This is a genomic window from Streptomyces sp. NPDC102406 (assembly GCF_044765725.1).
GTDB lineage: Bacteria > Actinomycetota > Actinomycetes > Streptomycetales > Streptomycetaceae > Streptomyces.
In genome coordinates this window covers 736,529-750,700 of sequence record NZ_JBIWKP010000003.1, presented here as the reverse complement: position 1 = coordinate 750,700, position 14,172 = coordinate 736,529, and the positions used below count along the sequence as shown (strand labels likewise).

Sequence of the window (14,172 nt, the reverse complement as noted above, 5' to 3'; positions counted from 1 at the left end):
GGGGAGGGGCTGAGGAACCGTGGATCTGCGCTTCGGTGACAGCAAGCCGACGGACGAGGAACGGGAGGCGGTCGACGCGCTGCTCGGCCCGCCGGAATCCGCCTGGGAGGGTGCCGAGAGCCGTACCGACGCCGAGGTGCGGTGGGCGCGGGGCGGACGCGCGGCCCGTGAGCGGCGGGATCTGCTGTTGCCGGGGCTGCACGCGGTCAACGACCGGGTGGGCTGGATCAGCGAGGGCGCGCTCGACTATCTGTGCCGGCGGCTGACGGTGCCGCCCGCGGAGGCGTACGGGGTCGCCACGTTCTACTCCATGTTCTCGGTGCGGGAGCGTCCCGCGACGGTGTTGCACGTGTGCACGGACCTTGCCTGTGCCCGGGTGGGGGGTGCGGAGTTGTGTGGCTCGGCGCGGTCCCGGGCCGGGGCTGATGTGCGGGTGGAGGAGTCGCCGTGTCTGGGGGCGTGTGAGCGGGCGCCTGCGGCGTTGCTGGTGCGGGCCGGGTCCGTTGCGTCGGCCGTGCCCCTCGCACCGTTTCGGGGCTCAGCCCCGGACCCCGCTCCTCGATCGCCGGAGGGGCTGGATGCAGCGGGGCTGGATTTCGCGGGGGCGGAGCCCGGCACGGCTGCCGCCGTGCCTCAAGCCGGTACCCCGGGGCTTCTCCTCCTCAAGCGCGTCGGTGTCGTCGATCCCTCCTCGCTCGACGACTACCGGGCCGAGGGCGGGTACTCCGCGTTGCGGCGGGCGTTCTCCATCGGGCCCGCCGCGGTCATCCGGGAGGTGACCGACGCGGGGCTCCTGGGGCGGGGCGGGGCCGCGTTCCCCACGGGACGGAAGTGGCAGGCCACCGCGGCACAGCCGGACGGGCCGCACTATCTCGTCTGCAACGCCGACGAGTCCGAGCCCGGCACCTTCAAGGACCGGATCCTGATGGAGGGCGACCCGTACGCGCTCGTCGAGGCCATGACGATCGCGGCGTACGCGACGGGCGCCCGGCACGGCTACCTGTATCTGCGCGGCGAGTACCCGCGGGCGCTCGCCCGGATGAGCCACGCCGTCGAACAGGCCCGTACGCGGGGGCTGTTGGGGGGCGACATCCTCGGGCAGGGGTTCGCCTTCGACATCGAGATCCGGCGCGGCGCGGGTGCCTACATCTGCGGGGAGGAGACCGCCCTGTTCAACTCCATCGAGGGGTACCGGGGCGAGCCGCGCTCCAAGCCGCCGTTCCCCGTCGAGAAGGGGCTGTTCGGCAAGCCGACCGCCGCCAACAACGTCGAGACGCTGGTCAACGTCCTGCCGATCCTGACCATGGGGGCGCAGGCCTACGCGGCCATCGGCACCGGGCAGTCGACCGGGCCCAAGCTGTTCTGCGTCTCCGGCGCCGTCGACCGGCCCGGCCTCTACGAGCTGCCGTTCGGCGCCACCCTCGGCGACCTCCTCACCCTCGCCGGCACCCCAGGTCCGCTCCGGGCGATCCTGCTCGGCGGCGCCGCGGGCGGATTCGTCCGCCCCGACGAACTGGATATCCCGCTGACCTTCGAGGGCACCCGCGCCGCGGGCACCACGCTCGGCTCCGGGGTGGTGATGGCCTTCGACGACGCGCTGCCCCTGCCCCGGATCCTGCTGCGCATCGCCCGCTTCTTCCGCGAGGAGTCCTGCGGGCAGTGCGTGCCGTGCCGGGTGGGCACGGTGCGGCAGGAGGAGGCGCTGCACCGGATCGCCGGGAAGAAGGGTGTCGCGGCCGACGACGACATCGCCCTGCTGCGCGAGGTGGGCCGCGCCATGAAGGACGCCTCGATCTGCGGTCTCGGCCAGACCGCCTGGAACGCCATCGAGTCCGCCATCGACCGCCTGGGGGCGTACGCGTCATGACCGTCACCGAGCTGGGCATCCCCCGCCGCCTGCTGAAGTTCACGATCGACGGCGAGCCGGTGCGGGCGGCCGAGGGTGCGACGATCCTCGACGCCTGCCGGGCCGCGGGGAGGGACATCCCGACGCTGTGCGAGGGCGACACCCTGACCCCGAAGAACGCCTGCCGCCTCTGCGTGGTGGAGGTGGCGGGCGCCCGGACCCTCGTACCGGCGTGTTCGAGGAAGGCCGAGTCCGGGATGGAGGTGCGCACGGACACCGAGCGCGCCCGGCACAGCCGCAAGGTGGTGCTGGAACTGCTCGCGTCGTCGGTCGACTTGTCGATGACTCCGCAGGTCGCCTCCTGGCTCAAGGAGTACGAGGCGAAGCCGGACCGGTTCGGCCCGGACGCGGCACGGGTCGACGAGGAACCGAGGATCGACAACGACCTCTATGTGCGCGACTACGGCAAATGCATCCTCTGCTACAAGTGCGTCGACGCCTGTGGCGAGCAGTGGCAGAACACCTTCGCGATCGCGGTCACCGGGCGCGGTTTCGACGCCCGGATCGCCGTCGAGCACGACGCGCCGCTGACCGATTCGGCGTGTGTGTACTGCGGCAACTGCATCGAGGTGTGTCCGACGGGCGCGCTGTCGTTCAAGTCCGAGTTCGACAGGCGGGCCGCCGGTACGTGGGACGAGGCGGCGCAGTCGCGGACGACGACGGTGTGCGCGTACTGCGGAGTCGGCTGCAATCTGACGCTCCATGTGCAGGACAATGAGATCGTGAAGGTGACGTCGCCGCACGACAACCCGGTGACGCACGGCAACCTCTGCATCAAGGGCCGCTTCGGCTACCAGCACGTACAGAACCGGGACTGATCAAGACATGGGACGAGTCACGGAACGGCGCAAGGTGATCCGGATCAGGGACGGGCGGGTCTCGACCCGGCCGGACACCCTCGTCGCCGAGGAGCCGCTGGAGATCCGGCTGAACGGGAAGCCGCTGGCCATCACCATGCGCACGCCCGGTGACGACTTCGCGCTCGCCGCGGGCTTCCTGGTCAGCGAGGGCGTACTGGGCGGCGCCGACGACCTCCAAACGATCGTGTACTGCGCGGGCGCGACCGCGGACGGGTCGAACACCTACAACGTGGTCGACGTCAGCACCGCGCCCGGGGTCGTCCTGCCCGACATCACGCTGGAGCGCAACGTCTACACGACCTCATCCTGCGGCCTGTGCGGCAAGGCGAGCCTCGACGCGGTGCGCACCACGGCCCGGTTCCCGATCGCCGACACTCCCCCGGTCCTGCTCACCCCGGAACTGCTCGCCTCGCTCCCGGACCGGCTCCGCGCGGACCAGCGCGTCTTCGACCGGACCGGGGGGCTGCACGCGGCGGCCCTGTTCGACGAGGAGGGCAATCTCGTCGACATACGGGAGGACGTGGGCCGGCACAACGCGGTGGACAAGCTCGTCGGCCGTGCCCTGCGGAACGGGGACCTGCCGCTGTCGCGGTCGGTCCTCATGGTGTCCGGGCGCGCCTCCTTCGAGCTGGCGCAGAAGGCGGTCATGGCGGGCATCCCGGTGCTCGCGGCCGTGTCGGCGCCGTCGTCGCTCGCCGTCGATCTGGCCGCCGAGACGGGGCTCACCCTGATCGGTTTCCTGCGGGGCACCTCCATGAACGTGTACGCGGGTGACCACCGGGTCGCCCTGCCGGCCTCGACGGCCGTTTCGCAGCGGCACGGCTGACCCGGCGGGCCCCGCGGCACGGCGGCGGGGGCCCGGACCGGCGGGGAGCGCCCCCTGCGCCGGCCGGGTCCCTACGCCGAGGTGCCGGACGAGGACGCCGACCGTGTCCTTGGGGTCGAGCCGGACGCTGTGCACCAGGTCGCCTGGTCGACGGGCTCCAGGTCGGCGAGGGCGCCGATGACCACGTGGTGCCACCTCTTCAGCCCCTGCTCGGCCAGTGCCTCGGCGACGAGGGCGCGGCCCCGGGCGGCGGCGCGCTCCAGCAGCCGGCGCGGTGATCGAGGAACCAGCCAACTCCGGCAAGGTGGTCCTGATCCCGTGAGCCGCCGGGTCCGCGATCCCCTGTTCCCGTGATGCGCGGTTCTTGTGGGGTGGCGATCGGCTTCAGTAGCGTCTGCGGCGCATACGTTGGACGTGGGATGTCCTGTTCGTCCCCATATCTTGTCCGTTCACCTGAAGGGTGTAACGCGCCATGCCACGAAGCACGCTCCGCGTACGTCTGAGATCGGTGGTGGCGGCGCTCGCCGTGGCCGCGGCCCTGCCCGCCCCGGTGGCCGCGCGCGCCGCCACCACCGCCGAGCCCCCTCCCCCGTTCGAACAGCAGGTGCTGTTCAAGGCGGACCAGGATCCGGGGTACGCCTGCTACCGGATCCCCGCCGTCGTGGAGACCACCGCGGGCACGCTGCTCGCCTTCGCCGAGGGCCGCACGAACGACTGCTCGGACGCCGGCGACATAGACATCGTGGTCAAGCGGTCCGAGGACGGCGGCCGGACCTGGTCACCGCTCCAGGTCGTCAACGAGGGCGCGGGCGACACCCACGGCAACCCGGCGCCCGTCGTGGACCGGCGGACCGGCCGCATCCTGCTCGCGGAGACCTACAACACGGGCCTGCCGGGCGGCGGGAACTGCCCCGTGCCGTGCGACCGCACCCCGCACCTCCAGTACAGCGACGACGACGGCCGCACCTGGTCCGCGCCGCGCGACCTGAGCGGCGAACTGCTGCCCCCCGACTTCAACTCCTGGTACGCGACCGGCCCCGTGCACGGCGTCCAGCTCACCAGGGGCCGCCACCGCGGGCGCCTGGTCTTCACGGTCAACGCCGAGACGTGGGACGGCAGCCGGATAACGACCAACCACGCCGCCCTGATGGTCAGTGACGACCACGGCGCCCACTGGCGGGTCGGCGCGAAGGACTCGTGGCCGGTCGCGGACGACGGCACGTTCCGCCAGAAGCCCTCCGAGATGACACTCGCCGAACTCCCCGACGGCACGCTCTACGTCAGCGGCCGCGAGCAGGACGGCACCGACCTCGGGCACCGCACGCACGCGGTGAGCCGCGACGGCGGGGAGTCGTTCGCCCGCCCCTTCGCCGCGCTCCCCGACCTGTACACGCCTCAGGTGCAGGGCTCGGTGCTGCGCGTCGGTGGCAGCGGCGGCAGGCGGCTGCTGCTCGCCTGCCCCGGCGATCCGGACCGGCGGCGCACCATGACCGTCCGGTCCTCCTACGACGGCGGGCGCACCTGGGACAGCTTCGACCGGGGCACCGTGGTGACCACGGACTGGTCCGGCTACTCGGATCTGGTGCAGGCCGACGCGGACCATGTGGGCCTGCTGTACGAGGGCGGCGCGGTCGACGCCCGTGACGAGATCCGCTTCGCCCGCTTCACGCTCGGCTGGCTGAAGGAGCGGCGCGGCGCCGATCCGACGACGGCCGACCGGGCGCGTCGTGCGCGGGGCGCCGCGGTGCTCGGCGGGGCGTCGGTGACCGAGGGCGCGGTCGGGCGGGCGCTCTCGTTCGACGGGGTCGACGACGCGGTCCGCTTGCCCTACCGGCCACAACTCCCGCTCGGCACACGGGACTTCACGGCGTCGCTGCGGTTCCGGTACACGGCGACCAGTGGTGAGCAGCCGTTCTTGTGGATGGGCGGGATCGGGACGTCGCAGCCGCAGGTGTGGCTGCGGGGCGAGCCCGCGTCGAACCGGATCACCGGCCTGATCACCGCCCGGGACGGCGCGGGCGCCCCGCGGAGCGTCTCGGTGCGCAGCACGTCCGCCTACAACGACGGCGCGTGGCACGAGGCCGAACTCGGGCGCGAGGGCGGCCAGTTGACGCTGTCCGTCGACGGTTCGGTGGTCGCGAGCGCGGCCGACGTGCCCGGTTCGGTGAGCCGGAACTCGCCGTTCGGGGTGCATGTCGGGCAGCGTATGGACAGCCGGGCCTTCTTCCGGGGCGACCTCGACGAGGTACGGGTCACCTCCGGCGGGCGGCCCGTTCTGTGGCTTCCGCTGGATCGGGTGCGCCCGGGAGGTTAGCGTCACCTCCTGTGGGCGGCCGTGAGGAAGCGCCGGCGTCTCGCGGCCGGTGGGCGCGGGCCGCGCGGTTCCCCGTGCCCCTGGTGGGATTGGTCCTGGTCCTCATCGGCGGGCTCGTGGTGGTGGCCGGCGTCCTTGCCCGGCGGGGGGACGACTCCTCCTGCGCGGCCCGGTCCGTGACGTCCTGGGCGCCGGATTCCGCTCTCGACCAGGAGTTCGCCCGCTACGGCAACGACGCCGCCCGCACCGACGACTGGACCGGGGGCGACGGGACGCACTCCGTGAGGCTGCCGGACGGGCGGGTGCTCTGGCTGTTCTCCGACACGTATCTGGGAGCCGTGCACCCGCCGCCCAACCCCGTGGGAGAGCCGTATTCCTGGCGCGGCCCCGACGCGCCGTTCGTGCGCAACTCCGCCGTTCTCATGGGGCGTTCGGGACGGATCGAGCGGACCGTGGCAGCGCCGCTGTTCCCCGACACGGGAGCCGGTGAGTGGCGGTGGCCGGTCGCCGCGCGGGTGGAGCCGCGCTACCCCGGCTCGCGGGAGCAGGTCGTACGCGTGCTGCTGTGGACGCGTACGGCGGGGACCGGCCCGTACATCTACGGGGTGCCGACGGCGACCGAGATGGCCACCCTGTCCCTGCCGGACCTGCGTCTCGTCGGCATCACGCAGGTCCTGGACCAGCGGCGGGTCCCGGACCCGGCCCGCCGGGTGCTGTACGGCACGACCATGGTGGACGACGCCGACTGGACGTACGTGTTCGGCGGCGACGACGGGCAGGCCGCCGTGCACCGCGCCTATGCGGCCCGGGTCCCCCGCGGGCGGCTCGGCTCCCCGCGCGCGTGGGAGTTCTGGGACGGCGAGCGCTGGCGGGCCGACGCGGGCGCGGCCCGTCCGGTGCTCGGTGACGGGCGGCGGCGGGGGGTGGGGAGCGCGTTCGCGGTGGCGGCGGTCTCGGGGACGTACGTGCTGTTCACGATGGCCGCGGGGAGCGCGGGGCTGACCACGGTGACCTCGTACTGGGCGTGCTCCCCCACCGGGCCCTGGCACGGGCCGGCGCGCGGGTTCGCGCCCGCGCTGCCGGACGGCACGGTCGCCGCGTACAACCCGCAGGTGCACCACAACCTGAGCGACGGCGGGCGGCTGGTGCTGAGCTACGACGTCAACTGGCTGGACGCGGCGCCCGCCACCGCTCAGGCGCACCTCAGCCGGAACGTGGCGCTGTACCGGCCGCGGTTCGTGTCGGCGCGGCTGGGCTGAGCGGCTGCCCGTCCGGCCCCTCGGGGTCCTTCGCGCGGCGCTTGGCGATGACCGCGCACACCATGAGCTGCATCTGGTGGAAGAGCATCAGGGGCAGCACGGCGAGGGAGGCGTGGGCGCCGAACAGGACGCTCGCCATGGGCAGCCCTGAGGCCAGGGACTTCTTCGAGCCGGCGAACTGGATGGCGATGCGGTCGGCGCGGTGGAAGCCGAGGGCTTTGGCTCCGTACCAGGTCGCGGCGAGCATCACCGCCAGGAGCACCGCCTCGACCGCGAGCAGACCGGCCAGGCGGACGGCGCTGACTTGGTGCCAGATGCCCTGCACCATGCCCTCGCTGAACGCGGTGTAGACGACGAGCAGGATCGAGCCGCGGTCGACGTAGCCGAGGACCTTCTTGTGGCGGGCGAGGAAGCCTCCGACCCAGCGGCGCAGCACCTGGCCCGCGAGGAACGGCACGAGCAGTTGCAGCACGATCTTGACGAGCGAGTCGGCGGAGAAGCCGCCGCCGCTGTTGCCCAGCAGCGCCGCCGCGAGCAGGGGCGTGAGGACGATGCCCGCGAGGGAGGAGAAGGAGCCCGCGCAGATCGCCGCCGGGACGTTGCCGCGCGCGATCGAGGTGAACGCGATCGACGACTGGATGGTCGAGGGGACGAGGGTGAGGAAGAGCAGGCCCTCGTAGAGGTTCTGCGGGAGCAGGACCGGGACGAGGCCGCGGGCGGCGAGGCCGAGCAGTGGGAACGCGACGAACGTGCAGACGAGGACCGTGACGTGGAGGCGCCAGTGCCGCAGGCCGTCCATCGCCTCGCGGGTCGACAGACGGGCCCCGTAGAGGAAGAAGAGGAAGGCGACCGCCCCGGTCGAGGCGCCGGAGGCGACGTCGGCGGCGGCGCCGCGGGCCGGGAGGAGCGCGGCGAGGCCGACCGTCGCGATCAACGCCACGATGTAGGGGTCGACCGGCATCCAGCGCGGCCAGTGCAGGCGTTTCATTGGTTCCTTGCTCTCGGTTCACGTCGTGCCCTCTCCATGGTCCACCAGGTCGGCGTGATCGGGAATCCTGCATACCGCTCTGACGGTGATCGTGTGGCGTCGGCCTGCGGCAGTCGACGGTCGGCCAGCAGGTGCGGCACCTGGAGGACACGGCCGGGCGCACCCCGTTCACGCGGGACACGCACTCCTAGGACTTCGTCCTGACCCGGCTCACCGAGATCCTGGAGTCGTTCCGGCACGCACACCCCGGGCACATCCCGCCGAACCTGGTCCGCATCCCCGACCGGGCGGGGCTGCCGGAGCTGGGGGACCGGGGCGGGCGCCGGTCCAGGCGATTCTGGCCGGCGGGGACCGGCTGCACCGGGCGGCCCGATGGTGCCCGTGTGGCGTCGCCCCCGCGCCCGGCGGCTCAGCGGACCGGCGGGCGGTACGTCAGTTGCTTCACCCGGCGCGAGAACGGGGCCGTCTCCACGTGCTCGACGCCCTCCAGGTGGCCGAGCTTTCCGCTGACGTACGCGTAGAGGTCGGCGGTGTCGCGGGCGACCGCGGTGACGACCACGTTCGAGGGGCCCGCGGTCGCGGCGGCGTAGGCGATCTCCTGGTGCTGGGCGAGTGCGCGGCCGACCGTGTGCAGGTGGCGCGGGGCCGCGGTGATCCACAGGACGGCCGCGACGCCGTAGCCCAGGCGTGACGTGTCGTACTCGATGTCGATGTAGCAGGCCCCGGAGGCGAGGAGCTGGGCGAGGCGGCGTTTGACGGCCGACTCCGATCTGCCGGTGGCGCGCTGGAGTTCGGGGTAGGTGGCGCGGCCGTCCCGTTTGAGGGCGGCGAGCAGGGCGGCGTCGTCCGGGGTGGGCAGTGCCGGTTCCGCCGTGGGCGGCGGCGGGCGCAGCGCCTTCGCCTGGGCGGCGGTGAGCAGCCCGTGCTTGCGCAGCCAGCCCTCGGGGCCGCCGAAGTACCGGTGCAGCATCTGCAGGGCACGGATCTCCACGATGTGGGGGGTGCGCGGCAGTTTGCCGAGGAGCAGGTCGTCGTGGTCGCCGGGGGTGCGCGGCACCGTGATGCAGACGACCTCCGTGCCACCGGACGTCAGGCCGATCCATGCCGTGTCCGGGCGGCGGGCCAGGGCCGCCGCGATGGTCTCGGCGCCCTCGGGGGCGCAGCGCAGGCGCAGCATCCAACTGTCGTGGCCGAGCAGGTGGCTGTCCTGGAGGCCGACGACGCGCAGGCCGCCGCTCGCGACGAGCCTGCGGTAGCGGCGGGCCACGGTCTGGTCGGAGACGCCGACGACCTCGGCGATGCGGCTGAAGGGGGCGCGGCCGTCGATCTCCAGGGCTTGGAGGATCTTCAGTTCGAGTGCGTCGAAGGGGGCGGAATCCATCTCGATACCCCCTTCTGTTGTCGGGTTCCGTCGATGCAGGGCTGCCGATCATGGTGTTCGGCCGTCATCGGCCCATCGTACGGAAGCAATGACGGACGAGGGAACGAGACGGAAGGCCGGAATCGAGATGCGTACATGGGGGACCCTGACCGCGGTCTGCCTGGGGACGTTCATGCTGCTGCTTGACGTGTCCATAGCCGTGGTCGCGCTGCCGGACATGGCGGGCGCGTTGCATGCCTCACTCAGCGATCTCCAGTGGGTGATGGACGGATACGCGCTGGCGCTCGCCGCGCTGCTGCTCGGGACCGGCGCGGCGGCGGACATCCTCGGGCGGCGCCGCACGCACGTGGTCGGCGTGGTGGTGTTCGCGCTCGCCTCGCTGGTGTGCGGGCTCGCGAACGGGCCGGGGATGCTCGTCACCGCACGGGTCGTGCAGGGCGTGGGCGCCGCGGCGATGTTCGCGACGACACTGCCGCTCATCGGCTCCGTGTACCAGGGGCGGCGGCGCTCCGTCGCGCTCGGTGTGTTCGGCGCGGTGAGCGGTGGCGCCGCCGCCGTCGGGCCGGTGCTCGGCGGGCTGCTGACCGAGGGGCCGGGGTGGCGGTGGATCTTCTGGGTCAATCTGCCGGTCAGTGTCGCCGCGGTGTGGCTGACGCTGAGGGTGGTGCCGGAGTCGCGCGGGCCGCGGGGCCGGCGCATCGACTGGGCCGGGACCGCGACGTTCGCGGCGTTCGCGGCGGGGGCGACGTTCGGCGTCATCCGGGCCGGGGAGCGCGGCTGGGGCGAGCGGGGCGCGCTCCTCGCGCTGGCGGGGGCCGCCGTGGCCCTGGTGGCCTTCGTGGTCGTGGAGCGGCGCTCCGCGCACCCGATGCTGGATCTGGCGCTGCTGCGCAGGCCCGCCTTCGTGGGGGTGATGGTGGGCGCGTTCGCCTTCAACGCGGCGGCGTTCGGCGTGCTGCCGTACACCTCGCTGTGGTTGCAGACACTGCTCGGGATGGACCCGGTCCACGGCGGCCTGGTGTTCCTGTCGCTGTCCGGGGCGTCGATGGTGGTGGCGATCGCCGGCGGGAAGCTGCTGCACGGGGTACCGGCGCGGATCACGGTCGGCGGCGGGCTGGTGCTGATCGGGGTCGGGCTGTGCTGCCAGGCGGTGCTCGACGCCGGTTCGACCTGGTCCGCGCTGGTCCCGGGGCTGCTGCTCACCGGTATCGGGGTCGGGCTCGTGTCCCCGGGGATCGCGGGCGCCGCCCTCGCCACGGTGGAGCCGGCCAGGGCGGGCATGGCGGGCGGCTCGCTCAACACCTTCCGCCAGCTCGGGTACGCGCTCGGCATCGCGGTCTTCGGCACCGTGGTGATCTCGCGGATGCAGGACACGCTGCCGCGCGGGGCGGCGCACGCGCTCGCCGGCGGCGGGGCGGACGGTCTGCGCGGGCGGCTGCCGGAGCAGGCCCTTCACACGGCCTTCGCACAGGGCCTCAACGCGTCTTTCGTGCTGGCCGGTTGCGTGGCGATCGTCGCGGGCCTGGCCGTGCTCGTCCTGGTACGGTCGCCCGCGGCGCCTCTTGCGGAAGCGACCACTCCGCCCAAAAAGGCGGTCGGCGCGCCTCGGTGACCTCTCCGTACAGATTCCGTGGAGGCCCGTGAAGAGGGCCGGGAGATTACGCCACCGAAACTTACTGGAGCGTAAGTATTCTGTCCCACACCTTCCCTTGTGGCCGCATTTAACCGGCTGACCTGTGCATATTCCGCGCGCTTCCGGCGACTTGCCACCCCTCCCGCCGGGACGCGCGGTCGGGTACCGTCACCGACCTGTGCGGAGCGCCACAAGGAGCAACTTTGCGCGAGTTCACCAACCCCGCCCTGGCGACGGCGCCGCCGGTGGGCGGCCTGGCCGACGCCGTCTTCGAGCACGCCCTGGAGGACCCCTCACACATCTCCTTCGGCCGCAAGGACAAGCAGAACCGGTGGCACGACGTCACCGCGGCCCAGTTCCGTGACGAGGTGCTGGCCCTGGCCAAGGGCCTGCTCGCCGAGGGGATCCGGTTCGGCGACCGCGTCGCGATCATGTCCCCCACGCGCTACGAGTGGACGCTGTTCGACTTCGCGCTGTGGACCGTCGGCGCCCAGGTCGTGCCGATCTATCCCACGTCCTCCGCCGAGCAGGTCTTCTGGATGCTCTACGACGCGCAGGTGACGGCCGCGATCGTGGAGCACGAGGACCATGCCATGACCATCGCCACGGTCATCGACCGGCTGCCGCACCTGCGGCGGCTGTGGCAGTTGGACGCGGACGCGGTCGGCGAGGTGACGGCGGCCGGCACCCACATCGACGACGAGACGGTGCACCGGCACCGCCGCGCGGTCACCCCGGACTCGACCGCCACCATCATCTACACCTCGGGCACGACGGGCCGCCCCAAGGGCTGCGTCATCTCGCACGCCAACTTCATGTTCGAGGCGGACACGATGGTGGCCCGCTGGGAACCGGTCTTCGCCTCCAAGCGGGACCACGTGGCGTCCACCCTGCTCTTTCTGCCGCTGGCGCACGTCTTCGGACGGATGGTGCAGGTCGCCGCGGTGCGCGGCGGTGTGAAACTGGCGCACCAGCCGCAGCTCAACGCGGCGGCGCTGCTCCCCGACCTCCAGGCGTTCAAGCCGACCTTCATCCTCGCGGTGCCGTACATCTTCGAGAAGGTCTTCAACGCGGCCCGCCGCAAGGCCGAGAAGGAGGGCCGGGCGGGCGCCTTCGACAAGGCCGTGGAGTGCGCGGTGAAGTACGCGGACGCGCAGGAGGCCAAGGCGTTCGGTACCGGGCCCGGACCCTCGGCGTCGCTGCGCATGCAGCACTCCGTCTTCGACAAGCTGGTGTACTCCAAGGTGCGCGAGGCGATGGGCGGCCGGGTGCGGCAGGCGATGTCCGGCGGCTCGGCCATGGACCGGCGGCTCGGCCTGTTCTTCGCGGGCGCGGGTGTCGCCATCTACGAGGGCTACGGACTGACCGAGTCGACGGCGGCGGCTGCCGCGAACCCGCCCGAGCAGACCCGCTACGGCACGGTCGGCAAGCCCATTCCGGGCACGACGGTCCACATCGCGGACGACGGCGAGATCTGGCTGTACGGCGCCAACATCTTCCAGGGCTATCTCAACGACCCCAAGGCGACGGACGCCGCCCTGCACGACGGCTGGCTCGCCACCGGTGACCTGGGCGCCCTCGACGAGGACGGTTATCTCACCATCACCGGGCGCAAGAAGGAGATCCTGGTGACGTCCGGCGGCAAGAGCGTCTCGCCGCAGCAGTTGGAGGAGCGGGTCCGTGACCATCCGCTCGTCGCGCAGTGCATCGTCGTGGGCAACGACCGCCCCTACATCGCGGCGCTCGTCACGCTCGACTCGGAGGCCGTCGAGCACTGGCTCGGCATGCGCGGCAAGCAGTTGATGACCCCCGCGGACCTGGTGCGCGACGGTGACCTGGAGATGGAGGTGCGGCGTGCGGTGGTCGCCGCCAACACCCTCGTCTCGCAGGCGGAGTCGATCCGCACGTTCCGCATCCTGGCCCATCAGTTCACCGAGGAGCGCGGGCTGCTCACACCGTCGCTGAAGCTGAAGCGGAAGTCGATCGAGACGGCGTACGCCACGGAGGTCGACGCCCTCTACCGGACGTGACCCCCACATTCACATACGTGACTGGCATGCTGGAAGGAATGCGGGTACGCCTGTGATCATTGACCATGGGAGTACCAACCGACGACTTAAGGATCGACACCTCGTGAGCAAGGTCCCCCCGATCATCCTGAACAACGGCACCGAGATGCCGCAGCTCGGTTTCGGCGTGTGGCAGGTACCGGACGACGAGGCCGAGCAGGCCGTGACGACGGCGCTGGAGGCCGGGTACCGCAGCATCGACACGGCGGCCATCTACGGCAACGAGGAGGGCACCGGCAAGGCGATCGCCGCGTCAGGACTGCCCCGCGAGGACCTCTTCGTCACGACGAAGCTGTGGAACGCCGACCAGGGCCACGACGCGACCCTGCGCGCCTTCGACACCTCGCTCGACAAGCTGGGCCTCGACTACGTGGACCTGTACCTGATCCACTGGCCGCTGCCGTCCAAGGACCGTTACGTGGAGACGTACAAGGCGTTCGAGAAGATCCACGCGGACGGCCGCGCCAAGGCGATCGGCGTCTCGAACTTCCTGCCCGAGCACCTCGACCGGCTGACCGCCGAGACCTCCGTCGTCCCGGCCGTCAACCAGATCGAGCTCCACCCGCACCTCCAGCAGCGCGCCTCCCGCGAGAAGCACGCGGAGCTGGGCATCGCGACCGAGGCCTGGTCGCCGCTCGGCCAGGGCAAGGGCCTCCTGGAGGTTCCGGCGATCGTGGCGATCGCGCGCAAGCACGGCCGTACGCCCGCGCAGATCGTGCTGCGCTGGCACATCGAGCTGGGCAACGTGGTGATCCCCAAGTCCGTGACGCCGTCGCGGATCAAGGAGAACATCGACGTGTTCGGCTTCGAGCTGGACACCGAGGACCTCGGCGCGATCAGCGCGCTCAACGAGGACCGGCGACTCGGCCCGGACCCGGCGACCTTCGACGTGGCCTGAGCCTTCGCCACCACTTTCCGGGGCCACCGGCGAGAACC

10 protein-coding genes and 2 pseudogenes are annotated in these 14,172 nt (G+C 72.1%); 9 read left to right on the top strand and 3 right to left on the bottom strand.

Features of this window, described 5'->3' with window-relative positions; genetic code table 11:
- Positions 1–19 precede the first annotated feature (19 nt).
- From ACIRF8_RS17305 to fdhD, 3 genes are read left to right on the top strand one after another with little or no spacing between them, the layout of a single operon-like run.
- Positions 20–1,867 (top strand): NADH-ubiquinone oxidoreductase-F iron-sulfur binding region domain-containing protein, encoded by a 1,848-nt coding sequence (locus ACIRF8_RS17305; protein WP_404215613.1) that lies wholly within the window; start codon positions 20–22, stop codon positions 1,865–1,867.
- Positions 1,864–2,724 carry a 2Fe-2S iron-sulfur cluster-binding protein gene (locus tag ACIRF8_RS17300; RefSeq protein ID WP_404215611.1) on the top strand — a complete coding sequence of 287 codons (861 nt, stop codon included), beginning with the start codon at positions 1,864–1,866 and terminating at the stop codon, positions 2,722–2,724. Before ACIRF8_RS17305 ends, ACIRF8_RS17300 begins: the two co-directional genes overlap by 4 nt.
- Before the next feature lie 7 nt (positions 2,725–2,731).
- Positions 2,732–3,592 carry a formate dehydrogenase accessory sulfurtransferase FdhD gene (fdhD, locus tag ACIRF8_RS17295; RefSeq protein ID WP_404215609.1) on the top strand — a complete coding sequence of 287 codons (861 nt, stop codon included), beginning with the start codon at positions 2,732–2,734 and terminating at the stop codon, positions 3,590–3,592.
- Positions 3,593–3,682: 90 nt separating this feature from the next.
- On the opposite strand, the pseudogene ACIRF8_RS17290 reads toward fdhD, so the two are convergent.
- A pseudogene (locus tag ACIRF8_RS17290) lies at positions 3,683–3,882 on the bottom strand (MarR family transcriptional regulator); the annotation flags it as partial.
- 182 nt (positions 3,883–4,064) lie between these two features.
- Between ACIRF8_RS17290 and ACIRF8_RS17285 the strand changes: the two are divergent.
- Together ACIRF8_RS17285 and ACIRF8_RS17280 are read left to right on the top strand one after the other, a co-directional pair.
- Positions 4,065–5,906 carry an exo-alpha-sialidase gene (locus tag ACIRF8_RS17285; RefSeq protein WP_404215607.1) on the top strand — a complete coding sequence of 614 codons (1,842 nt, stop codon included), beginning with the start codon at positions 4,065–4,067 and terminating at the stop codon, positions 5,904–5,906.
- A gap of 74 nt (positions 5,907–5,980) precedes the next feature.
- Entirely contained in the window at positions 5,981–7,165 is a 1,185-nt protein-coding gene (locus ACIRF8_RS17280; RefSeq protein WP_404215605.1) for a hypothetical protein, read from the top strand.
- Here ACIRF8_RS17280 and ACIRF8_RS17275 read toward each other — a convergent pair.
- Positions 7,110–8,153 (bottom strand): bile acid:sodium symporter family protein, encoded by a 1,044-nt coding sequence (locus ACIRF8_RS17275; RefSeq protein ID WP_404215603.1) that lies wholly within the window; start codon positions 8,151–8,153, stop codon positions 7,110–7,112. The two genes, ACIRF8_RS17280 and ACIRF8_RS17275, sit on opposite strands and share 56 nt — an antisense overlap.
- A gap of 98 nt (positions 8,154–8,251) precedes the next feature.
- On the opposite strand from ACIRF8_RS17275, the pseudogene ACIRF8_RS17270 reads away from it, so the two are divergent.
- A pseudogene (locus ACIRF8_RS17270) lies at positions 8,252–8,341 on the top strand (LysR family transcriptional regulator); the annotation flags it as partial.
- 221 nt (positions 8,342–8,562) lie between these two features.
- Here ACIRF8_RS17270 and ACIRF8_RS17265 read toward each other — a convergent pair.
- Positions 8,563–9,534: an Lrp/AsnC family transcriptional regulator gene (locus tag ACIRF8_RS17265; protein WP_404215601.1), complete on the bottom strand. Its 972-nt coding sequence runs from the start codon at positions 9,532–9,534 to the stop codon at positions 8,563–8,565.
- Between the two features lie 127 nt (positions 9,535–9,661).
- On the opposite strand from ACIRF8_RS17265, the gene ACIRF8_RS17260 reads away from it, so the two are divergent.
- The 3 genes from ACIRF8_RS17260 to ACIRF8_RS17250 all read left to right on the top strand — a co-directional run bounded on the left by ACIRF8_RS17260 (position 9,662) and on the right by ACIRF8_RS17250 (position 14,134).
- The gene (locus tag ACIRF8_RS17260) at positions 9,662–11,146 is read left to right on the top strand and encodes an MFS transporter (RefSeq protein WP_404215599.1); all 1,485 of its coding nucleotides are present in this window, start codon (positions 9,662–9,664) and stop codon (positions 11,144–11,146) included.
- A 224-nt stretch (positions 11,147–11,370) separates the two neighbouring features.
- On the top strand, positions 11,371–13,197 hold the full coding sequence (locus ACIRF8_RS17255; protein ID WP_404215597.1) for an AMP-dependent synthetase/ligase: 1,827 nt from the start codon (positions 11,371–11,373) through the stop codon (positions 13,195–13,197).
- A gap of 145 nt (positions 13,198–13,342) precedes the next feature.
- Positions 13,343–14,134, top strand: coding sequence for an aldo/keto reductase (locus ACIRF8_RS17250; protein ID WP_404215925.1), 792 nt, complete (start codon positions 13,343–13,345; stop codon positions 14,132–14,134).
- Positions 14,135–14,172 lie beyond the last annotated feature (38 nt).